At 47.4% G+C, this 23167-nt stretch carries 16 protein-coding genes and 1 riboswitch; of the genes, 3 read left to right on the top strand and 13 right to left on the bottom strand.

What is annotated here, in order from left to right:
• Positions 1-7: 7 nt before the first annotated feature.
• The 13 genes from ACYCSE_RS02255 to gcvH all read right to left on the bottom strand — a co-directional run bounded on the left by ACYCSE_RS02255 (position 8) and on the right by gcvH (position 18370).
• Positions 8-772, bottom strand: a complete 765-nt coding sequence (locus tag ACYCSE_RS02255) for a LytR/AlgR family response regulator transcription factor (protein WP_235308886.1) — start codon at positions 770-772, stop codon at positions 8-10.
• Complete coding sequence (locus tag ACYCSE_RS02260; protein WP_172828267.1) at positions 769-2430, bottom strand: sensor histidine kinase; 1662 nt, start codon at positions 2428-2430, stop codon at positions 769-771. The genes ACYCSE_RS02255 and ACYCSE_RS02260 overlap by 4 nt, the downstream gene beginning before the upstream one ends.
• 45 nt (positions 2431-2475) lie before the next feature.
• Positions 2476-2724 carry a hypothetical protein gene (locus ACYCSE_RS02265; protein ID WP_039272912.1) on the bottom strand — a complete coding sequence of 83 codons (249 nt, stop codon included), beginning with the start codon at positions 2722-2724 and terminating at the stop codon, positions 2476-2478.
• A gap of 186 nt (positions 2725-2910) precedes the next feature.
• Entirely contained in the window at positions 2911-4407 is a 1497-nt protein-coding gene (locus tag ACYCSE_RS02270; protein WP_459701171.1) for a methyl-accepting chemotaxis protein, read from the bottom strand.
• Between the two features lie 284 nt (positions 4408-4691).
• Complete coding sequence (locus tag ACYCSE_RS02275; RefSeq protein WP_459701173.1) at positions 4692-5333, bottom strand: 50S ribosomal protein L25; 642 nt, start codon at positions 5331-5333, stop codon at positions 4692-4694.
• A gap of 231 nt (positions 5334-5564) precedes the next feature.
• Positions 5565-8099, bottom strand: a complete 2535-nt coding sequence (gene pulA, locus ACYCSE_RS02280; RefSeq protein WP_459701175.1) for a type I pullulanase — start codon at positions 8097-8099, stop codon at positions 5565-5567.
• 255 nt (positions 8100-8354) lie between these two features.
• Complete coding sequence (locus ACYCSE_RS02285; RefSeq protein WP_254328708.1) at positions 8355-10010, bottom strand: amino acid ABC transporter ATP-binding/permease protein; 1656 nt, start codon at positions 10008-10010, stop codon at positions 8355-8357.
• Positions 10003-12168 (bottom strand): DUF454 family protein, encoded by a 2166-nt coding sequence (locus ACYCSE_RS02290; protein ID WP_459701177.1) that lies wholly within the window; start codon positions 12166-12168, stop codon positions 10003-10005. The genes ACYCSE_RS02285 and ACYCSE_RS02290 overlap by 8 nt, the downstream gene beginning before the upstream one ends.
• A gap of 214 nt (positions 12169-12382) precedes the next feature.
• Positions 12383-13528, bottom strand: a complete 1146-nt coding sequence (locus ACYCSE_RS02295; protein ID WP_061828701.1) for a mannitol-1-phosphate 5-dehydrogenase — start codon at positions 13526-13528, stop codon at positions 12383-12385.
• Positions 13525-13959 carry a PTS sugar transporter subunit IIA gene (locus ACYCSE_RS02300; RefSeq protein WP_235308869.1) on the bottom strand — a complete coding sequence of 145 codons (435 nt, stop codon included), beginning with the start codon at positions 13957-13959 and terminating at the stop codon, positions 13525-13527. Before ACYCSE_RS02300 ends, ACYCSE_RS02295 begins: the two co-directional genes overlap by 4 nt.
• Positions 13956-16034, bottom strand: coding sequence for a BglG family transcription antiterminator (locus ACYCSE_RS02305; protein ID WP_459701180.1), 2079 nt, complete (start codon positions 16032-16034; stop codon positions 13956-13958). The genes ACYCSE_RS02300 and ACYCSE_RS02305 overlap by 4 nt, the downstream gene beginning before the upstream one ends.
• 81 nt (positions 16035-16115) lie before the next feature.
• Entirely contained in the window at positions 16116-17594 is a 1479-nt protein-coding gene (locus tag ACYCSE_RS02310; protein ID WP_459701182.1) for a PTS mannitol transporter subunit IICB, read from the bottom strand.
• A gap of 377 nt (positions 17595-17971) precedes the next feature.
• Positions 17972-18370: a glycine cleavage system protein GcvH gene (gene gcvH, locus ACYCSE_RS02315; protein ID WP_069290174.1), complete on the bottom strand. Its 399-nt coding sequence runs from the start codon at positions 18368-18370 to the stop codon at positions 17972-17974.
• Between the two features lie 394 nt (positions 18371-18764).
• Positions 18765-18863, top strand: a riboswitch (glycine riboswitch).
• A 176-nt stretch (positions 18864-19039) separates the two neighbouring features.
• Between gcvH and gcvT the strand changes: the two genes are divergently transcribed.
• The 3 genes from gcvT (at position 19040) to gcvPB (ending at position 23114) form a co-directional block, all read left to right on the top strand.
• Positions 19040-20140, top strand: a complete 1101-nt coding sequence (gcvT, locus tag ACYCSE_RS02320) for a glycine cleavage system aminomethyltransferase GcvT (protein WP_459701184.1) — start codon at positions 19040-19042, stop codon at positions 20138-20140.
• Between the two features lie 125 nt (positions 20141-20265).
• Positions 20266-21621 (top strand): aminomethyl-transferring glycine dehydrogenase subunit GcvPA, encoded by a 1356-nt coding sequence (gene gcvPA / locus ACYCSE_RS02325; protein ID WP_459701186.1) that lies wholly within the window; start codon positions 20266-20268, stop codon positions 21619-21621.
• Positions 21618-23114, top strand: a complete 1497-nt coding sequence (gcvPB, locus tag ACYCSE_RS02330) for an aminomethyl-transferring glycine dehydrogenase subunit GcvPB (protein ID WP_459701189.1) — start codon at positions 21618-21620, stop codon at positions 23112-23114. The genes gcvPA and gcvPB overlap by 4 nt, the downstream gene beginning before the upstream one ends.
• The last annotated feature ends 53 nt before the right edge of the window (positions 23115-23167 follow it).

Raw genomic sequence — 23167 nt, forward strand, 5'->3', positions numbered from 1 at the left:
AATGCCTTTAAAGTCGCATAATTTGCCGAAATTCCTTGGCCTTGCTACGGCTTACCGGAATTTCAGCTTCTAGTCCACGCAAACGCAAGAGATACGTATGATTAAACCAAGGTACAATTTCACGGATCTGCGACAGATTCACCGTGTACGATCGGTGACAGCGGAAAAAGTCCTGCTGCGGCAGCCGGGCATGAAATTCCGAAATGCTCATCGGCATCGTATATTCTTCGTGCCTTGTAAAGACACGGGTCACCTTTTCCTGCGCACACGCATAGTAAATATCGTTTGCATCCGTTACGATGATTTTGTCATTTTTCAGCAGATTAATACGACCTGGCGCAGCAATGGTGCTGGCTTCGGCAGCTCGGGGTTGCGCCGTCTGGACAGGCTCCTGTATTGGAACGTTCTGCTGCTCATAAGCATTTTCCAGCTTACGCAGCATAGATGCGATCCTTTTTTCATCATATGGTTTGAGGATGTAGTCGAACGCCTCCAGTTCAAAAGCCTGCGCCGCATGTTCTTTATAGGCGGTCGTAAAAATAATATAGGGCTTTTTGGCAAATTTGCTAATGTTCTGTGCCAGTAGCATCCCGTCCAATGAAGGAATGTTAATGTCCAGAAAGATCGCGTCCGTCTCCTGATCTTGCAGAAACCGAAACACATCTAGCCCATCCTCGAAACTATCAGTCACCTCAATGTTGCTATGAGTCTGAATAAGATACTCCAGCTCTTCACGTGCCGGAAGCTCGTCTTCTACAATTATGGCCTTCATGACTTCTCCTTTGGTATGTCAAAATAAACTTCGGTGCCCGGCTCATGCTTTAGAATAATAACTCCCTCGCCGTACATAAGCTTGAGTCGTCTGTGCACATTGTACAAGCCGATCTGTTTAGCCGGAACCCGATCATGATAGAGGTTATCCACAACATCATCCCGTATACCTACCCCGGTATCCGCCACAGAAATACGCACCTTTTCTCCACGATCCTTTACAGAAATAGTTACTGTACCTGACCCCTTTTTCTTGAGGATTCCGTGATTAATCGCATTCTCAACCAGGGGCTGGATAATAAGACTAGGAATACGCACAGACACCTCATCCATTACATATTCTACCTGAAGCCGGTTGCCGAAGCGTGCTTTCTCAATTTCCACGTAATCAGACACCTGCTGAAGCTCTTTATGAATTTCGATCAAATCATCATTCAGCTCCAAATTATAGCGCAGGTAGCCCGATAAATTAATGATCAGCTCTCGTGCCTTATCCGGCTTGGTGCGTGTCGTAGAGGCAATGGCGTTCAGCGCGTTAAACAGAAAATGGGGATTAATTTTCGTTTGGAGCGCCTTTAGCTCGGCTTTATTCGCCGCTTCCTTAATTTGCTCCACACGCGACACTTCCATTAACGTGGAAATGATTTGAGACAAGCCAATCGCCATCGTCTGCAACGGATACGTGATTTTATAAGCTTTGCGGTAATAAATCTTCAAGGTGCCAGTTACCTCTCCCCGCTCCTCTAACGGGATAATGAGCAGAGACTGGATTTGGGGTGTTTTATCGTCTGCAATATGGTTGCGGATCGTGATTTTACCGCTGCGGATCGTCGATTTAGTCACATCGCTAATAATCTCATCTCCGATGTGATAACGCTCTTCGCCAAAACCGACATAGGCCAGCACATCTCTGGTATCGGTAATCGCTACCGCGTCTGCCTTGATATCTTCTTTTATGATCGAACAAATGGTATGCAAGGATTCCGCATTAATGGAGCGAAAATAAGGCAACGTCTTATTGGCAATATCCAGTGCCAGCTTGGCCTGTCTGGCCGCGATATTCTCCTTTTCCCCCTCCACACTCTGGATCAACAGAACGATTAAACCGATACTGACTTCTCCGATAATCATGGGTAGACCGATCTTGGAAACGATGTCCACACCAAGGCCATGGGGTTGTGCCATCACCAGAATGAGCAGCATCGTCAACGCTTCACAGACCATACCTGCGGCGATACCGACCAGCCATCTCTTGGAACGGTTGACCCGGCGGCCGATATATCCTGACACCACACCTGCCAGAATACTTGTAATCAGACACGGAATCGAGGTCACTCCCCCGATATCAATTAGATAACGATGGATTCCTGATACAATACCTGTAACGATCCCAACCCATGGTCCAAACAAAATACCGCCCGCCATAATTGCAATGATTCGAACGTTAACCAGCGAACCTTCGACTTCAATCCCGGTGTACGTACCGAACAGTGCAAACATGCAAAAAATCAACGTTAGTAAGGTTAGCTCTGCGGGGGAATGACTGTTCTTTTGCAAGGTTTCCTTAAATCGTGGGATACGTGTAATAAAAAATAAACAAATTAGTAACAACGCTGCGCGCTCAAATAGCTGCATCAGCATTTCCAACAAGGCGTTCACCTGCGTTCCTCCCAAATAAAAACGGATATGCCTACATAGGTTGTGTTATCGTGTACGTCGTTCATACACACCATACCCAAGTATCATCAAGCCACATACGAATAAAATAATAACAAATATATTGTCAACAAAACTCGGCATATCAGGTTCTGACATAGAGATGCCCGAACTATTTAATTTAACAGGTACGGAATTCGCAGCCCATTGAATGACCGATATAAAGCGCTCCATCGTATAAATCACTCCGCTACCCAATAGGCTCAACACGCCGATCAACAAATATTTAAGCTCCATAAGAATTTATTCCTCCTTAATTACAAAGCATTTAAACTGCCACAAATTATACCATCAACTTCCATCTAATTATAGCGTCTAGAAATCCCCTCTTCATTTCCCTTCTTCAAACGCAGTAAAAAACCGGAGAGTACCGCTTGATAGCGATAATCCCCGGATCTCTAGTCCGATAATGAAGTATTTCGGTTATTTGCTTTTGCTGATTTCGGTAGGAATGTTGTCCTCCTTCTGATCATATACCAGTTCTTTTAACTGGATAATCAACGTCTCCAGCTCATTAAACCCGGTCACCATATTGGAGGTTATATTTCGTTGCTCCTCTACTCCAGCCAAAATTTGCTCTGACGCTGCACTCGCTTGTTCTGTAACGCTTGAAAACTCCTCCATCTCTTGAACGACCTGAGATGAGAATTGCTGCATACTATTCGTACTGGCTTCCACCTCCACGGCCTGCAGCAGCACTTTATTGGCATTTTGCAGGATATCCTCCAGTACAATTTCGGTCGTATGGGCCGATTCCATACTCTGCTGTAGTCTTTGCTGTCCCATGTCAAATTGGCTTACGACAGAATCCATCTGAGTTCTCAGTTGGGTCAAAATACCTTCCATTGCCACCGAGGTATTCCCTACCATTTCAGCCAAATTACGCACTTCGCCAGCCACGATGGCAAATCCTTTTCCATGCTCTCCCGCTCTGGCGGCCTCAATGGATGCATTCAAGGACAGCAAATTAGTTTGTTTCGAGATTTGAGTAATATCTTTGAGCATGGCAGACATATTATCACTTTGTGTTTTAAACTCGTCCAATTCTTCTTTGGTACGACTCATAACCAGACCCAAATCCTTAATTTGAGACGTTAATGCAAGCAGTTGACTGCTCCCTCTGCTCCCGGCGCTTTTCGTATCTTCGGAGAGCTGCTTCAATTCTCGGGAATGATCGGCAACCTCGCGCACGTGCTGGTCAGACTGAGCCAAGTTATCCGTTACCTCAGTGATATTCGAAGCTTGCATTTCTACCCCTTTGGCAACCTCCTGAAACCCGATGGCGACTTCATTCGTCACGCTGCCGGTAGCATCCACTTGATGCCTGAATCGTTCTGTGAAGCTATGCAATCCAGCTACAGCTTGTCTCACTTGTTCAAACAAAAAATCAATACGTTGCCTTGTGGCATCCATATCTTTATTTTGCTCTTCCGTTTTCTTAAACTGCTTTTGATTTAACACCGATACCACTAACAATAGCAAACCAATCAGTAAAACAATAATAAACTCGTGCACATAACGCAAAGGACCGGTAGCCGGGGGAGTTGCTGGCGTACCGATGGTAATTTGTATAAAAATATTACACAGATTTAAGACCATTGCTATCAAAAAGTATCGGTAAGATGGGTAGAGCAACAACAATGAGCAAATAAAGATCGTGGTCACTGCCTCCACGCTAGATAAGTTCACAAATATACATATTAATACGCTATACAACGTAATAATCCAAGGAATAAGGCGGATTCCTTTCTTTTTCACATTCAGAATCGTCAACACTGCCGCGACTACAAATCCTACACCACTAGACACCCACACCGATGGATTAGATAATGCCGGGATGGTGCTGCTCAAGGTCATAATCCAAAATATAATGATCACCAATTTGTTTCTTTGCCACAACAATTCATTCGTTCTGTCCATGATTGTGTACGCGCTCCTTAGATATATATTAGGTATTTATAAAATAAAAATGTAAATACCATACTATATATATCGTCATATCAGAACGCGTATTGAATGAAAATCGTACGAACACCACATTCCCTTTTAAACACCAAATCACAACAGGACAACTTTTTAAAGAGAAAGAGTATGTAAGTGTAAATAAATGAATGCAAAAAATCGCCCCCTAGCAGGGAGCGATTTTGAATACCTTTTTGATGATCTTCTGCAATTGAAAAAGATTCATAAACCAACTGAAAACATTAGGATTCCTTGTTTTCGGAAGCCTCTTCAGTGCCTTCAGTTGCCGCTGCATCACCTTCCACAGCAGCATTTTCTACTTCAACTGCACGCGGAACGATAATAGAAGCAAGCAGTTCTTCTTCAGGGACGTGCAGTGTTACTCCTTTAGGGAGCTTCAAGTCGCTAGCGCTCAGCTTGTCGCCAACATCCAGTGCGGATACATCCACTTCAATGGTAGATGGTAAATCAGCAGGAAGGCCTTCGACTTCAACTTCCGTTTCCTGAACTTGCAGAATACCGCCTGTTTTTGTACCTACAGGTGTACCCTGATAATCAATAGAAACACGCACGCGAAGCGGTTTGTTTTTGGCAATTTTCAAAAAATCGGCATGCAGCCATTGGGTGTCACGCTGTTGATAATCTTTAATAATAACCGGAATGGTTTCTCCACCCTCTACAGTGAGGTTGAACACCTCTGAACGTCCGGTTTTGACTACTTTATTAAATTCCTTGGCATCGACATGTACAGGGGTTCCTTCAAGCTCAGAGCCGTAAACCACAGCTGGAATCCGTCCTTTTAACCTCAATTCACGAATAGCCGAACCCTTCTTCTCTGTTCTCGGCTGGGCGGTCAGTTGAATACTTCCTCCATTAGAACTCATGATATACAACCTCCTTCAGGTTACCTTACAAATGATTTTCCTCCAAGAATCTTGCCTGTTTACCAGTCGTACTACAGGATATAAGCCAGCAAGCTGGCAAAACTAAACAAGTCCATAATTCTATTTTACCCCTTTTTTCTGAAACTGACACACGTTTACATAAAAAAATAGCATTTCTCGAAATAATCGAAAAATGCTACTTTCGTATATATAGCGACCAAGCATACAAGTCTATCCGGCCCGATTATCATTTACCAGTAGCAAATATTCTTCTCTGCCACTATGAATCAATACCTGCATCACAGACTGGTTCAGGTCTATATCAATATAGCGATCTGCCTCAACATCCTTGGCATCCCAGTGATTAAGCCGGACAATGTAGCCAATTCGCTGTATATCAGGAGACACCTGAATACGCGCTATTGCACGACCGTCATCCAAATCACGAAATTCAACATGTCCGTCGCGGTGCCCAGTTCCCCATACCCATACGTTCCAGCCAGTGTATTGCCGATCTGCACGCTCGTATATCAGTTCAATCGTGCGAAATGGCGCGACTTCCCTATCGTTTCCAAGCTGCATATCTGTCAACGCCATGGCTGTACCTGCAATTTCTTGATCTATTCCCTCATCCGAGTCTTCCAATTCGTTCTCCGCCTGACGATTAACCTGATCTTGTTCAGTCAAAAAGGAGACTCGTGCAGGTTCTTCCTGATCATATAACACCATCATCGACCAGCGCGATACAGTCACACGATGGCCTACCACTTCATACCGGGTCTCATTACCAGCCCCGTGTGCGTCCACGACCACACGCCAACGATCCGATTCCGCAGGCAATAATATCGTTTGCTCTGTATCCGAGCCGTTATAAATCACCACAATATGATTCCAGGCATCGCCGTTAGCATGGTGCCTCAAAGCAAAAGCCACCACATGCCCACTGCTTTGCAGCACTTCCATATGCTGCTCCACTAGCTCACGATGGTCCATTCGGAATGCCGGGTGGTTGCGCCGCAAAGCAATTAAACCTTGGTAGTAATCAAACACTGGGCGAAACCTCGCCTTGTTATGCCAATGGATGGCATTCACCACATCTGGGCTTCGGTAGCTATTATGGTCTCCATATTTGGAGCGCAGCAGTTCATCCCCTGCATGAATAAAAGGAATGCCTTGGGATGTGAGTACCATACCGTTAGCCAACAGGGACTTGCGTACGGTTTCGTTCTCTAGCAAGTTATCTTCATCCAGTTCCCAATACGGGTCTGCTTCGGCAACAGCTTGTTCAGGTGTCCTCCCATCCTGTGGCTTCCCCTGCTCCCATTGTGGAAAACGACAGTGCTCCCGCAATTGTCTTACCGTCAAAATTTTATCCCACAGATTGAGATTATCGTGGGCAGTTACATAATTGACGGTCTCCGATGGCTGAGCTGTGAAATCATGAATAGCCCCAAAAGTACCTTTGAGCACCTGCTCCTCCTGATGTTCTGCCCCCGTGGCAAACCCGCTCCCAGTACCGTCGCTATCTCCCTTAATAGCAGAACGGTAGTTGTCGTTAAAAACGGCAAAGCCTTTGTCGCGTTGCGTTCCTTTTAGCGTAAGCAAGGGTTGCGGAGATTCTCCTCCCGTCCAAGGCTCACCATAGATCAGCAGATCGGGACGCACTTCAGAGCGAAGCTCCTGGGTAAGCTGCTCTACGGTCGGTGTATCAATCAGCCCCATCAGATCAAATCGAAAGCCGTCTATATGATATTCCTCTGCCCAATAGCGTAGTGAATCCTTGATATACTTGCGCACCATCGGACGTTCGGTTGCCACCTCATTACCTACACCTGATCCATTGGTGAGCTGCCCTTGCTCATCCGTGCGGTAATAATATCCAGGTACAACAGGCTCAAATGGCCCCTGTTCCACCGAATAAGTATGGTTGTACACGACGTCCATAATGACACCGATGCCGGCAGTATGCAAAGACTGTACCAGCAGTTTCAGCTCTCGTATGCGTGTCTCCGGATCAGCCGGATTGGAAGAATAAGACCCCTCCGGCACATTATAATGTTGCGGATCATAGCCCCAGTTATATTCAGTTTCTAATTCTGCAAAGTCATTCACCGTATGAAAATCAGCCACTGGAAGCAAATGAACATGTGTAATGCCCAGCTCCAGCAGATGATCCAGCCCGATGCTGTTCCCCTCAGTATCCTTCAATCCCGTATACGTAAAGGCCTCAAACCGTCCCTGAGCAGCAGATAAGTCTTTTTTCCCCGTATTAAAATGGGTATCCATCGAAAAATCACGCACATGAAGCTCATAGAGAATGGCATCTGTCGGCCGCTTAAGGGTAGGCCCCGCATCCAATTCCCATCCGTCCGGGTTGGTTTGAGCCAAATCAATGATCGCTGTACGCTGCCCGTTGGCTGATACCCCTGTGGCATATGGATCGGCAGCATAATGAATGGTGTTGTCCGCCCACTCCAGCCTGTACATGTAATAATATTTGTTCCAGTCCCCTTCCAGCTCTATAGACCATACACCTTGATCACCACGGCTCATGAGAAATTCCTGACCACCGCTGTGCTCCTGAACGTTCCCCTCCTGATCGTACACCCCCGCATCGTTATACAACGCTATATGGACCTGCTGCGCAGTCGGTGCCCATACCTTGAACTTGCTGCCCGCAGGCGTATAAGTAAGACCCAAATCATAGCCTTCATATATGGGATATGTTGTGTGCTCAAGCTCATTGAGCTGATTGAAATCTGACATTCCTGTTCACCACCCATTTCTGTACATCGGCTTACAGCCTCTGTTCATCCATCATTTATGATGTTTATGACTTGTCAATATACCTCAGGATTTTGTAAAATCTTCACCTAATAGGCTATCAAAATAAGACAAGTTTGAAAAGCTGGATGATTTAAATAAGGATGACGCTTCCATCTCAACGCACACTCCATTTTATGACAAAACTATGAACAGGCTACAGCTTTTGCCCTTAAGGTATAACAATAGTTAGAAAAGTCAGGACAATCTACGGTTATCCATTTCAAAAATATCGTCTGCAATCCGCATGGTAGAACTTCGGTGCGAAACAAGGACAATCGTTTTATCTTGCTGCTGTTCCTTTAACGATTTTAAAATAATTGCCTCGTTCAGGCTGTCCAAATTGCTGGTAGGCTCGTCGAGCAGTAAGAGAGGCGCATTATGGACAAAGGCTCTGGCCAGTCCCAAGCGTTGACGTTCTCCACCGGACAGCCTGTCCCCCAATTCTCCAACTCGGCTGTCATACCCTTGAGGCAAGGTCATAATAAAATCGTGCACGGATGCCTTACGTGCTGCTTCCACCACCTGCTCATGTGTAGCATCAGGCTTTCCGATTTTGATATTAGCTGCAATTGAATCATCAAACAGGAACGTATGCTGGTCTACATAGCTCTGTAATCCTCTCAAATGTCGGGTCCCAATTTCCTTCAAATCGTGTCCGGATAGCAAAATTTCACCTTGCTGCGGGTCCCTAAATCGCATCAGCAACTTTAGCAATGTAGACTTGCCAGAGCCGCTTTTACCCTGAATGCCTAAAATCCGCTTATGCGGTATCGTGAGACTTACATCATTCAGCACCGTTTGACCATCGTATGCAAAAGTCACCTTGTCTACTCGTGCCCCAGTAAAGGCAACACTCATCCCTTCGATATTTTCCTCAACCTCCGGGGTTTCCTCCAATAGACTCAACACTCGTTCCCCGCTCGCCAGCGTTTGAAGCAAATTGTTGGACAAGTTGCTCAGTGCGACGACCGGACCAAATGAACTAAACAGTGCAATGACAGAAATTAGCATACCTGTAAAGTCAACCTGACCATTAGACATACCGTACAAGCCAGCCAGCAGCATCAAGAATGAGAATCCAACTACAGCCGCATCTGTAATCGCTCTTGTGATGCCTTCATGATGCTTCAAGTCCTTCTGCTTGGCATCCAATTGATCCGTGCGACGGTTAATCTCATTCAAACGTTGTTCTCCTTGTCCATATTGCACAATTTCCTTCATACCCCGTAAGCTGTCCAAAAAGTAACTGCTCAGCTTGCCAAAGCTGCTTCGGTATTCCATCCCCTGACGTTTGCCCATACGTGACGTGAGTAAGGGAATAAATAAACCGACAGTTAGATAAGCAAGCGCAGCGAGCCAGCCTAATAGAGGCTCATAAGAACCGATAAAAAATACCATGAGCAGTGAAGTGATGATGCCGATCATTACAGGCGCTATCGTATGCGCATAAAATACTTCCAGCAGCTCAATATCACTCGTAATGAGTGATATCAGATTCCCCTTGTCCTTGCCTTCCAATTTGGCTGGAGCGAGTCTGCGCAGGGCTTGAAGCACCTTGTCACGCAGTACAGCCAGTAGCTTGAAAGCGAGATAATGACCACTCATTTGCTCGCCATAACGGAATACGCCGCGCAGTACGGCACAAACCACGATCGACGTCAGCAAAAACAACATGGTGTAGCCTGTCGTGATGCCCGTTGCTGTAAGCAGAGCAAGGGCTCCATACACTATAATGCCAATAGCACAAATAAAACCAAGCACTCCTGTCACAATCGTGATGAGCAGTACAGGTAAAAGAGGTCCCGCCAATACCAATAATTGGCCCATGATCCGTAATCCGTGTCTACGCATATACAGCCCCTCCTTTTGCAAACTGCTCTACCCGGTGTTGACTGAGATACATATCCGCATAGTGCCCTTGCTGGCTCAACAGTTCATGATGCGTTCCGGATTCTGCCACCAATCCGTTTTGCAGCACATAGATACAGTCGGATTGAACTACATTTTCCAGTCTATGAGAGATAAGAATCACTGTTTTTTGACCTGCCAGCGCATGTATTACCTCCATAATGCCTTCCTCACTCTCACTGTCAATGTTAGAGGTGGCTTCGTCAAAAATGTACACACGACTATCATGCAGCAATGCTCTGGCTAGTGCTAGCCGTTGGCGCTGTCCTCCTGACAGATTTGCCCCCTGCTCCTCCAGTTCTGCTTCCAGTCCTCCTTCTGAGAGAATAAAATCATACAGCTTCACTTGTTGCAAAGCTTCCAGCATTTGTTGCTCATCCGCGTACTCATTGCCCATTTTTAAATTTGCTTCCACTGTGCCTTTAAAAATATAACTGTTAAAACCGATCCAGGTCATGTGACGCATGCGGCTTTCTTCCGAAATATCAGTAAGCTCGGTTCCTCCAATCGTCAGACTTCCTCGATACCCCTCGTGATGCCCAACGATCAATCCGGCTACCGTACTTTTACCAGAGCCTGATTCCCCAACAATTGAAACCAAGCTGCCCTGGGGGATATCCATGGATATATTTCGTAAGGTATCTCTTTCGTCGTAGGCGAAACTCACCTGTTTCAGTCGAATATCTGTGTTTTCTATGCTTTCTTGTCCTTGTATAAGATCCTCTGTACTCAACATTTGAAATATTTTGTCGCTTGCTGCCATTCCGTTCATGGCGATATGGAAGTAAGAACCCAGTAAACGCAGCGGAATGAAAAATTCTGCTGACAGCAAAACAATGATGATCGCTCCTGCCAAGCCAATATGACCTGAAGAATATTCACTTATCGCGACCAGTACACCCGCAGCAGCACCACCAAATGCGATAAGATCCATAATGGCCACGGAGTTAAGCTGCATAGTCAGCACTTTCATCGTCATTTTGCGAAAGTCCTCAGCTGCTGTGTTCATTTCCTGATGTTTATCCTGGTCTGTTCCGTACATTTTGAGCGTAGTCAGACCTTGTACATTCTCCAAAAAGCTGTGGCCCAGATTGACGTAACTGCCCCAATATTTCCGAAACAACTTTTTAGCCATCCTCATAATGACAATGATCGACACTGGAATTAAGGGAACGCAGATCAATAGTATAATGGCTGCTTTGAAGCTGACAAAAGAGAGAGTGATGAATAACGTGACGGGGGCAAGCAGACTGTAAAATAGCTGGGGCATATATCTACCGAAATAGGTTTCAAGCTGCTCTACCCCTTCTACAGCAACCTGAATAACCCCCGAGGTGGAGGTATGATCTGTATATGCGGGTCCCATCTTCAGCAACTTGCCGTAAATTTGCGAGCGCAGCGTTTTTTTAGCATTTACCGAAGCACGACAGGATAACATACTGGCTGCATAATTGCTCAGGCAGCGAACTGCAATAGCAGCAATAACAATGACCGTCATAGATAGAATCAGCTTGCGAGTCACTTGTCCTTCCCATGCCTGCTGCATAACAAAGGCCATAGACAACACAGCGGCTATACTCCCCAAAAGACCGATCCACTGCACAAGCACACCCAAGACGATATATTTCCGAGAATGTTCCACTAGACCGAGCAGACGGCTGTCGACCATTTTAGACCTTTTTTTAGGAGTAGGTGTAGGTATAGGTTCAGATGAACATGAAGGCGTTATTTCTGCTGCAGCATTTCTTATTGTTCCGATGCGGAATATAAAGTAATAATATTTAAAAAGGATGACCAAGACGATGAGCGCTTTCCCCCACACATTAGGCGTGAAAATAAAGCCTGTAATCAGCATCGCTGACGCTAAGCCCAATGTCGTGATTTTCATAGACAGCTTCAACGATCTTGTTTGAACAAAACTCTCTAGATGCTTTTGGTACAGAGAGGTATTCGAAAACCACTGGTGAATCCTTTCGGACCCCCGCATAAAGAAAAAGGTCGCTAGCAGCAGAAACGGTGTAGTCGGTAGCAACGGTAGCACTACACCAATAACTCCAAGCGCCAAAAATAAAAACCCTAAGGTAATATAGATCGGTTTCACTATAATCCTCCCTAATAGTTATAATAGTAATGATTTCATTTCATAGATAATGATAATCATTATCAATATAAACAATTTAAGCAGGTTGTTATGTGATGTAAATCACGCATATAAAAATCCTCTTGAAGCACATCCCTACAGAACACGTTAGTGTTGATGTGGATGCTTTGTCTTCAAGAGGATTACGGAAAGTAGATGTTGATAATTCGTTGTTTTATGAATTTATAATATCATATTGCTCCAATACCTGCCGATGTAACGGGTGGTCTGCGGTTATGGAAGTATAACGCGTCAGCGCCGCACCCAGTCCTTCGCTACGAATCACCTGCTGAAGCTCGACTGCCTCGGGGTCTTCCGTAATATCAAATTTACAGGCAGCAGCCATTCCTAACGCCAGATAATCCGTAGGGATGCCATACTCCTGCGCTTGGAGCGCGGGACGTACAAGACGATCATTGGGAGACAGCTTGCGCAACGGTGAACGTCCGACCCGAGTAACATCGTCTGTCAGATTAGGATTGCGGAAGCGATCCAAAATTTTAGAGATGTACTTCTTATGCTCCCCTTGATCCAAACCGAAGCGCTTCACAAGCACTGCTCCTGTCTCCTCCAGTGACCCTTGTATCGAATCCACCACCTTGCTATCCTTCATGGCCTCCTGGATGGTAGCATAACCTGCGGTATAACCAAGATAGGCTGCCACGCAATGCCCCGTATTCACCGTGAACAGCTTTCGTTCAATGTAAGGCTCTAGATCCTGCACGTACAGGATACCTTCGATTTCTTCATGCTCAGGTGCCATTTGTGAACGATCCACCACCCACTCGTAAAAAGGCTCTACCTGCACATGTAACGGGTCCTCGTGGTGTTGGATCGGCACAATCCGGTCTACAGCAGCATTGGGGAAATATACCGAAGCCTCTGCCTTGGCACGAGTCGCCTCATCCAGTAGCGCAAAAACATGCTCTTTCAGTTGGGCGCTGCCTCCGATTGCATTTTCGCAAGCAATCACATGCAGCGGGCCTGCCCCTCGCTCCACCCGCCGCGCTATTCCCTCGGCAATACCTGCTGCAATATGCCTGAGGATGCTAACCCCTACCGCGGTCGTTACCAGATCAGCATGGTCTACCGCATCCGCTACAGCGGATGCATCTCTGCCGTCAATCGCCGTTACATTCGTGACCAGCTCCGTATCCTTTGTATCATTGGCTAACTCTACGGTATATTGTTTACGACGGCGTAACTCGGATACAAGGGTGTCGTTGACATCTGAAAAGACAACCTCATAGCCTGCACGCGACAGAATTAATCCGATAAAGCCGCGACCGATATTTCCTGCTCCAAAGTGGACGGCTCTCATAGCTCCAGCTCACTTTCGAACAGATCTATAATTTCCTGTGGGGTCACCGCGTTGCGAAGTTTATCCATATTTTCTTCCTCCGCACACACCACAGCGATACTCGTCAAAATCTCCATATGATCGCCGCCTTGTGCTGCAATGCCGATCACCATATATGCTTTCTCTTCCCCAAAATCTACGCCTTGCGGGAACTGAACGATGGAGATGCCTGTGGATTGAATAAGCGTCTTGGATTCCTTGGTGCCATGTGGAATAGCCAGCCCATTCCCGATGTAGGTAGACACGATCTCCTCGCGTTCCAGCATCTTGTCAATGTACTCACTTGAAATATGTCCTGCATCCAGCAGGATTTGTCCAGCCATACGAATCGCCTCATATTTGTCTTTGGCGGTTGCGTTCATTTTTACTTTGTCTATCGTCATAATACTCACGGTAGGTTCCTCCCTGTCCCTAATTTACTGTGGAAAAATTCAGCCAGCTCACTCGATATATAATTGACAATATGATCCCTGCTACCGTGTTCCAGTAGCGTAACCATGTCTTCCTGCAAAAGTAATGCACTAATCTCGCTCAATACCTCCAAGCTTTCTCTCGGCAGCTCACGAGGCCCCAACATGAGCAGCACGCATTCTACCTGTTCACCTGTATCCGCCAACAGCGGCTCTGCCAGCTTATACAAGGTAAGCGAAGGCTTGCGAATATAGTGGCTACGCGTATGAACTAAAGCAATAGAGGTATCAGAGATCACCTGACTACCTTGGCGCTCTCTTTCCATGAGTTGTGCAGCAACCGCAGAAGGCTCTGTAACATTCCCCCGCCCCGCCTCCAGCATGCATATCGCCTCTACGGTCGCCGCCATATCCATCCCTTGATTTTCCAGCGGATATACTTGAAATTGCTGTACAATGTGTACAATTTCCTCGAGACTTTTCCGCAGACCGGTAAGCCACTCCATATCCTGACCAGGCTGAACGGCCTGTTCCTGCTGATGATCATTGAGATGATGGAGTGTAATATGCTGGATGAAATGACGCAGACGGTCACCCTCCTCCTGCGTTAGCAGCGGACTGATCTTAAGATACCGATCTGGTTCAAGCGGTAGCTCTACTGTCGAAATGATCAGATCATAATCCTCCTTGGGAATCCGCACCGCCTCGTACCATGAAGCCCTATCCACAATTTTGATCTGTGGGAGCTCTTTGGCGAGCCTTGTTGCCAGAAGTCTGGATGATCCAATGCCGCTCGTGCAGACTACAATGGCCCGCACCTCCCGACGCAATTGTCGCAGCCGCTCCAGCGAAGCGCCGAAATGCATGACGAGAAATCCGATCTCTTCATCAGGCACTTTCATTTCTGTCATGCTCGCCGCAGCCTTTTTCACTGATTCGAATAAGCTGCTGTAATCCTTGCGGATTTGCTGAAGGAGAGGGTTACGAATCGACCTGCCTTCCTTCAAACGTTTGAATACCGGAGCCATATGGGCAATCAGTCCTTCACGCAGAACACGGTCCTCTTTCAATGGCGTGCCTGTCTCTTCCTCCACACGACGAATCAACTCATGAACCGACTCCAACAGTACGAGATCATCCAACGGCAGTAGTCGGGTAGAGTGATCTTCGGCATCACGAAATAGCAGCCTGAGATAAGATCGTTCCGGCTCTGGAAATTCAATATCCAGCGCCTCTGACAACTCCGTGCATATGCGTTCCACCATAGCTGTGCGAAGCATGATATTTTCATCCGAATCTGTTTTTAAATACGAGAGAAGAGGATCTATAACATACCCGAGTCGCAGACGTACCAGCGAAACGCAAATTTGAATCAGCAGCTCCATGTATTTGCTTTCCACCATGTTTTCCAACCATTTTTCATGGGGCTGCCAGAGGGCCTTTTCCACGATTAGCAGGTTATCTCTGCCAATCATCTCCAGCAACTTGTCGGCAACACGGGTTACAGGACGAAGTTCTTCCCGGGCTGAAAACAGATCGGATTCATCCAAATATTCGAGAGCCAGCTCGGAAATCGCCCGTCTTTTGTCTGTCTCCCGCCCTGTAATCTCGACCCCGTACCCCCGTCTGCGCACAAGCATGAGTCCACGTTCCTCAATCCAGTCTTGCAATTCGTCTAGATCATGACTGACCGTAGTTACCGTGACTTTCAGATCTGAAGCCAGCGCCAACAGCTTGATCGGCTCCCGTGTATCCAGCAGCATGCAGAGTACCACGATCTTTCTCTCCTCAGCCGAATATTCGTCTGACTTCGTATGCAGCAATTGTTTTCGCAGGCATACAAGCTGAGCTGGATCAGCATCTATACAGATACCGATCCCTGACTTTTTCTCCAGCTTCACCTCATGAGCTGCCAGCCAATGCTCGACTGCACCCAGTTCCCGATGAACCGTCCTTGTGCTGACATTGATCTTCGTAGCAATTTCCCCGGCTGTAACCTCTTTGGACTGCTCCAGAAGATATTCCACGATGTCACGTTGTCGTTTCGTAATATTCATAAGCGCATACCGTTCCTTCCCAAGCTCATCCCTCCAGCAGGAGACGTACATTGCATACAGTCCGCCTGACTTCGATGGGGATTAAGAATCGGATTTCAGACGTTCAACCAGCGCTTCGTATTCAGGACTCTTCAGAAAATTGTCAATGGAAATGTGCTCAGCACTCGGAGCTACTGTTTTAGCCCGGTCTGTCAACGTTTTTTGCGTAATGACAATATCCGCATCCTGTGGAATTTCACTGATTGCCGTATTCGTAACTGTTACGCCCACACCCGCCTGCTTCATTTTTTTGCGTAAAATCGAGGCACCCATAGCGCTTGAACCCATACCTGCATCACAGGAAAAGACGATTTTGTTCACTTCGGATTTATCCTTGAGCGTTCGATCTGCAGCAATTTCTGCAGCACGATCAGATTCGTGGTTATCTTCCATTACAGTGGCGTTAGCACTTGCACTCTTGCTTTGATTTTTCATATCTTTCAGGCGGGATGCAGCTTCCTCCAGCCCCTCTTCTTGTTGCTTACCAGTCTTGAGTAACACTGCGGCAACAGCAAAAGATACGACCGCAGCAGCGATCACCCCGCTTAGCATTGGCAAATATCCGCCTTTTGGCGTCATTAGAAAATAGGCGATGATGCTGCCCGGCGAAGGAGCAGCAACCAGTCCGGCACCTGTCAACATGAAACAGAAGGTTCCCACAACGCCCCCAGCTATAGCAGCAAGAATCAAAATCGGCTTCATCAAAATATAAGGGAAATAAATTTCATGAATCCCGCCGAAAAAATGAATGATGACTGCGCCAGGAGCCGACGACTTCGCAGAGCCTTTACCGAACAGGCAGTAGGCCAGCAAAATACCGAGCCCCGGCCCAGGGTTGGATTCCAGCATGAACAGTACGGATTTCCCTGTTCTTGCAGCTTCCTCCAACGCAATCGGACTTAATACTCCGTGATTCAGCGCGTTGTTTAAAAATAATACTTTTCCGGGCTCAATAATGAGGTTGACAAGCGGCAATAGCCCTGCGTTCACGAGGAACTGTACCCCTGCCGACAACACTTGACTGATCATTTGTACAACCGGGCCGATCGCCACATGGGCAAGCAGTGCTAGAATGGCACCGATAATCCCGGCCGAAAAATTATTGACCAGCATTTCAAAGCCTGATCTGACTTTGCCTTCAATGGCCTTGTCGAACTTCTTCAATATCCACGCAGCCAGCGGACCAGCGACCATCGCGCCTAGGAACATCGGGATATCGGCTCCCACTATGACACCCATCGTCATAATGGCACCAATCACACCTCCACGTTGTCCGTGAATCATCGTGCCTCCCGTGTAACCAATCAGCAGCGGCAGCAAATAATTTTTCATCGGATCAACCAGTTGTGCAAAACCTTCGTTCGGGAACCACCCGGTCGGAATAAAGAGTGCCGTAATCAATCCCCACGCGATAAAGGCTCCCATATTGGGCATAACCATACCGCTAAGAAAACGGCCAAAACGCTGTACGGCGACACGAGTGCCTCCTTTTGAACTTGGCTTTGCGTCCAATGTACTCATATTCAAATCCTCCTTGTAGGTAAGCATCACTACCTTTTCTTAAAATTCATACTAAATGACAGCGCTATCTTCATCAACGAAATGAAAACGTACTTTCGTCATGAACGTTGATGACAACATTTAAATTTAAATTATCCGAGAAGGTATTATACCTGCATAATTCTTCTTAATATGACCTGTAGCTATAGAAAATAGTCGAAAAACCGTGCTGGATTATGTATGATTCTTACTATAGGGACAACCCTCTACATCAGAATAAAACACGTAATTACGTCTGAAAAAAGACAAAAAAATAGCCGCTATGTCAAATCATAGCGACTGTTGTATACAAAAATCAGCAGACAAATAACACTCTTATTCCATACTACATTGCTCCATTACTGCTCATCGGAAATCAACTGCTCGTATTGATCCGCAGACAGTAGCTTGCCCAATGCTTCCTCCACATCTTTACCCATCTCTACTTCGATCATCCAACCTTTTTCATAGGGAGATTCATTCACTAGCTCAGGCGTACTTTCCAGCGCTTCATTCACTTTTAATACGGTTCCCGTCACCGGAGCAAAAAGGTCGGATACCGTCTTCACCGATTCAATCGTACCGATCTCCGCTCCCTGCTCAATCGTTACTCCCACCTCAGGTAATTCTACAAAAACAATATCACCCAGTTGATGCTGTGCAAAGTCTGTAATACCAATCCGCAACGTCCCATCCGCTGTGCGCTGAACCCACTCATGTTCGTCTGTATACCAAAGTTGCTGCTTTACTTCACTCATCCTGTTCCCCTCACTTCCATATGAATAAAATCGCTTTTGCTCACCTGTATTAGACAGGTTAAGATTATGACAACAAGAACACTCATGTCAATAATACTAACAAAAATACTTCATATCACCTCATATGGCGTACTATATAAAAATATGATAGCTTATAACAAACGCTTACATATCCTTATTTATATATTAAATGTTTTTTCTATTGTTTTTGATGACATTTTTATTGACATTTTGAATGAATTTGCGTATTAATGGGTTATAGCAAATGCTTTGGGAAACACCCCGACAACTGCAAACGCGGATGAACGCGGAGGGAGAGACTGCTAAAAAGATTCGCATAGCTGTTGCGGCTTATGAAACATAAGTTCACGCGAATCGGATCAAGTTGTTATCTGCAAAGCCAGGTAATATACTGTTGATCCCGAAGGTAGCGCCGAAGGAGTAAGCCTGCATTGCAGGTGAATCTCTCAGGCAAAAGGACCTCTGCCGGACGCATCTCTGGAGAGCATTCGCTATTGGAGCGGATCACCCAAGGGGAAACCCGGTACATACCGGGGTAACTTTCTGGTATCAAGGACAGAGCTGAAAAAAGAGTGTAGACTGCCGTCTATACGTTTTTTTCGGCCTGTCTTTTTTGTTTAGCCGATCACACCGGATAGGAGTGGAAAAATGACTAATTTGCGAAAAACACCGCTATATTCGTCCTACGGGACGCAGTCTGGGGTTCGTTGTATTGACTTTGGCGGCTGGGAGCTCCCCGTTCAGTTTAGCGGCATTCAAAAGGAGCATGAGGCCGTCCGGCAACGTGCGGGTTTATTCGATGTATCGCATATGGGCGAATTTTTGGTTGAAGGCAAAGAGGCCGAAGCTTTTCTGCAAAGGATGACCACGAATGATGTCAGCCAGTTGGAACCAGGTCAGGCACAATATTCACTCCTGTGTTACCCCGATGGAGGGGTAGTAGACGACCTGCTTGTTTACTGCAAAGGACCGGAGCGCTACATGCTCGTTGTGAACGCCTCTAACATCGATAAGGATTGGGATTGGCTAATTCGCCATATGCCTGCATCCGTTCACATGGAGAATGTGTCTGATGCGATAGCATTGCTGGCGTTGCAAGGACCGGAAGCAGCACGTATTGCCGCAGCCGTGGCAGATACGGACATTACGAATCTGGCATCTTTCCGCTTCCATGAGAATGTGCCATTGTTCGGAGCAAAAGCACTCGTCTCACGAACCGGATATACGGGTGAAGACGGTTTTGAATTTTACGTACCTGCCGCGGAAGCAACAGCCATATGGGAGGGTTTGCTTCGTTCCGGTGAGTCGTATGGGCTGATTCCCGCTGGACTTGGTGCTCGGGATACCCTACGCTTTGAGGCACGGTTGCCGCTGTACGGACAGGAGTTATCTGCCACGATTTCACCACTCGAAGCCGGTCTAGGGTTCTTCGTCAAGCTGAATAAAGGAGATTTTATCGGTAGAGAAGCACTGCAACGTCAGAAAGATCAAGGGATTCCTCGCAAATTGATCGGGCTGGAAATGATGGATCGCGGTATCCCACGCGCCCATTACCCGGTATTCGCAGAAGGACAACACATCGGTGAGGTCACAACGGGGACTCAGTCGCCCACCTTGAAGCGTAATCTCGGCCTCGCCTTGGTAGACAGTCGTTTTAGCGCCCTCTCCACACCGCTGGAGGTTGAGATTCGTGGCAAACGCCTGCGTGCCGAGGTGGTGGCAGCCCCCTTTTATAAACGTCCGCGCTGATCTTAAACTCTCTTCATTTCAATAAAGCAAACATGTCAGATATGAACTTCTGGGTTTTCCATCTCACACTTTTTTATTAGCTAATTTACGATTTAAATTTTGCTTTTCGAAAGGAGCCAGAACCTATGAAGCAGCATCGTTATCTCCCTATGACTGAACAGGATCAAACCGAAATGCTGCGTGTGGTCGGCATTTCATCCATCGATGATTTATTCAGTGACATTCCAGAGGCCATTCGATATCAAGGGGAACTCCCTCTTTCTTCTCGACTCGACGAGAGAGCCTTAACCCGCCACTTGGCCGAGCTGGCTGGACACAACGCCAATACAGACACACATGCCAGCTTTCTTGGCGCAGGAATTTATGATCATCATATTCCGTCTGTCATCCAGCACATCACTTCACGCTCGGAATTCTATACAGCCTACACCCCCTATCAGCCGGAAGTAAGCCAAGGCGAGCTACAAGCCATTTTCGAATTTCAGTCGTATATTTGCGAATTGACGGGCATGGCTGTAGCTAATGCCAGCATGTACGACGGAGCGACTGCACTGGCGGAAGCGGGCTCACTGTCCGCCGCAGCTACCCGCCGTAAACAGCTTATCGTATCAAGGTCCGTCCATCCGGAGGCACGTCAGGTATTGGCAGCCTATGCACGCGGATTGGATTTGGACATCGTGGAAATCGGCTGTTCGGACGGCGTAACGGATGCTAATGCGTTAGCGGCGGCCGTATCAGAACAGACCGCGGCTGTTTTAGTCCAAAGCCCCAACTTTTTCGGAGCCGTGGAAAACCTGAAGCCGATGGCTGATCTCATCCATGCGCACAAAGGTCTTTTGGTCGTCAGCGCCAACCCACTGGCACTTGGCTTGCTGGAGACACCCGGCAAACAGGGCGCGGATATTGTGGTAGGAGATGCGCAGCCACTTGGCATCTCCTCTTCTCTCGGCGGTCCGACCTGTGGATACTTTGCCGTTTCTCAGGCACATATGCGCCGTATCCCCGGCCGTATTGTGGGTCAGACCACTGACCGTAACGGTAAACGCGGCTTCGTGCTGACCTTGCAAGCGCGGGAACAGCATATCCGCCGCGAAAAGGCCACGTCTAACATTTGCTCCAATCAAGCGTTGCTAGCTTTATCTGCATCTGTGTACTTGTCTGTCATGGGTAGACAGGGGATCAAGGAAGTAGCCGAGCTAAATTTGCATAAAAGCCGTTATGCTTTAGAGCAATTGCTGAGCTTGAAGGGCGTAACAGCCTCGTTTAACGCACCGACTTTTAACGAATTTGCCCTTAGACTGCCTGAGGGTACAGATATGAGCAAACTCCAGACTGAGTTGCTAGCTGCTGGATTTATCGCTGGCTACGATTTGGGCCGGGACTATGAGGAACTTGCTGGTCACATGTTGATTGCCGTGACGGAGCAAAGAACCAAAGAGGAGATTGACCAATTTGTACACACCTTGGGGGGATTGCTATGATACACACCAGACAGGATCAGAAACAAGGGCTGTTGAAGGAACACGATCAAGCGCTCATTTTTGAATTGAGCCGTCCGGGTCGCATCGCCTATTCTCTTCCCGAGTGCGACGTTCCCCGTCGCCCGGTGGCAGAGCTTTTGCCAGATTATGCGCTGCGCAGTGAACCTGCGGCATTACCCGAGGTATACGAAGTAGACGTTATTCGGCATTATACCGCCTTGTCCCGGCGCAATTTCGGCGTGGACAACGGATTTTATCCGCTCGGCTCCTGTACGATGAAATACAATCCGAAAGTGAATGAGGATGTCGCCCGATATACAGGCTTCGCCAAAATCCATCCATATCAGCCCGAGGAGAGCATCCAGGGTGCTATGGAGCTGCTGCATACGCTCCAAAATGATTTGGCTGCGTTAACTGGCATGGATGCCGTCACACTTCAGCCTGCCGCGGGCGCCCATGGCGAATGGACCGGGCTGATGATGATTCGCTCATACCACGAAGCACGTGGTGAGCGACGTACCAAGGTGCTCGTGCCGGATTCCTCGCACGGAACGAACCCCGCCAGCGCAACCGTCGCGGGCTTCGAAACAGTCACCCTTCCCTCCACCCCTGAGGGGCTGGTGGATCTGGATGCGCTACGTCAAGCCGTAGGCAACGACACCGCTGCGCTCATGCTGACCAACCCGAACACGCTTGGACTATTCGAGAAGCAAATCACTGACATTGCTGCCATCGTGCATGACGCGGGTGGTCTGCTCTACTATGACGGGGCGAACTCCAACGCCATCATGGGAATTACTCGTCCCGGCGATATGGGCTTCGATGTAGTGCATCTCAATTTGCACAAAACGATGAGTACCCCGCACGGCGGCGGCGGCCCCGGCGCTGGGCCTGTCGGCGTAAAGCAACGGCTCATCCCTTATTTGCCCAAGCCGCTTGTCGTACGTGGTTCGCAGGGGGTGTACCACTGGGACCGGGAACAGGGAGATTCTATTGGACGGGTTAAAGCCTTTTACGGCAACTTCGGTATTCTCGTTCGTGCCTACGCCTATATCCGTAGCTACGGTCCTGATGGCTTAAAGCGTGTATCGGAATGCGCTGTGCTCAATGCCAATTACATGATGCATCGGCTCGCTCCACATTTTGACCTGCCCTACCCTGGACATTGCAAACACGAATTCGTAATGTCGGGGCGAGGCTTGAAAAAATTTGGAGTGCGCACGCTTGATGTAGCCAAACGGCTGCTTGATTTCGGCTACCATCCGCCTACAATTTACTTCCCGCTGAATGTAGAGGAGTGCATCATGATCGAGCCCACGGAGACGGAAAGTAAGGAAACACTTGATGCTTTTGTCGACACTATGATTCATATTGCGCGGGAAGCGGAAGAGAACCCTGAGCTGGTGCTCAATGCACCGTATACTACTCCAGTCACACGATTGGACGAAACTACCGCGGCCCGCAAACCTGTACTGAATTGCTCATGCAGTTAAAAACAAATTCTACTTAAAGGATGCAAAAAAGCCGGTATCTAAATAGATACCGG

The organism is Paenibacillus sp. SEL1 (genome assembly GCF_054602535.1).

Excerpts from the sequence above, each read along its gene's own strand:
- ACYCSE_RS02255 (WP_235308886.1), bottom strand. The coding sequence starts at position 772 with ATGAAGGCCATAATTGTAGAAGACGAGCTTCCGGCACGTGAAGAGCTG.
- ACYCSE_RS02265 (WP_039272912.1), bottom strand. The coding sequence starts at position 2,724 with ATGGAGCTTAAATATTTGTTGATCGGCGTGTTGAGCCTATTGGGTAGC.
- ACYCSE_RS02270 (WP_459701171.1), bottom strand. The coding sequence starts at position 4,407 with ATGGACAGAACGAATGAATTGTTGTGGCAAAGAAACAAATTGGTGATC.
- ACYCSE_RS02275 (WP_459701173.1), bottom strand. The coding sequence starts at position 5,333 with ATGAGTTCTAATGGAGGAAGTATTCAACTGACCGCCCAGCCGAGAACA.
- pulA (WP_459701175.1), bottom strand. The coding sequence starts at position 8,099 with ATGTCAGATTTCAATCAGCTCAATGAGCTTGAGCACACAACATATCCC.
- ACYCSE_RS02285 (WP_254328708.1), bottom strand. The coding sequence starts at position 10,010 with ATGCGTAGACACGGATTACGGATCATGGGCCAATTATTGGTATTGGCG.
- ACYCSE_RS02295 (WP_061828701.1), bottom strand. The coding sequence starts at position 13,528 with ATGAGAGCCGTCCACTTTGGAGCAGGAAATATCGGTCGCGGCTTTATC.
- ACYCSE_RS02305 (WP_459701180.1), bottom strand. The coding sequence starts at position 16,034 with ATGAATATTACGAAACGACAACGTGACATCGTGGAATATCTTCTGGAG.
- ACYCSE_RS02310 (WP_459701182.1), bottom strand. The coding sequence starts at position 17,594 with ATGAGTACATTGGACGCAAAGCCAAGTTCAAAAGGAGGCACTCGTGTC.
- gcvH (WP_069290174.1), bottom strand. The coding sequence starts at position 18,370 with ATGAGTGAAGTAAAGCAGCAACTTTGGTATACAGACGAACATGAGTGG.
- gcvT (WP_459701184.1), top strand. The coding sequence starts at position 19,040 with ATGACTAATTTGCGAAAAACACCGCTATATTCGTCCTACGGGACGCAG.
- gcvPA (WP_459701186.1), top strand. The coding sequence starts at position 20,266 with ATGAAGCAGCATCGTTATCTCCCTATGACTGAACAGGATCAAACCGAA.
- gcvPB (WP_459701189.1), top strand. The coding sequence starts at position 21,618 with ATGATACACACCAGACAGGATCAGAAACAAGGGCTGTTGAAGGAACAC.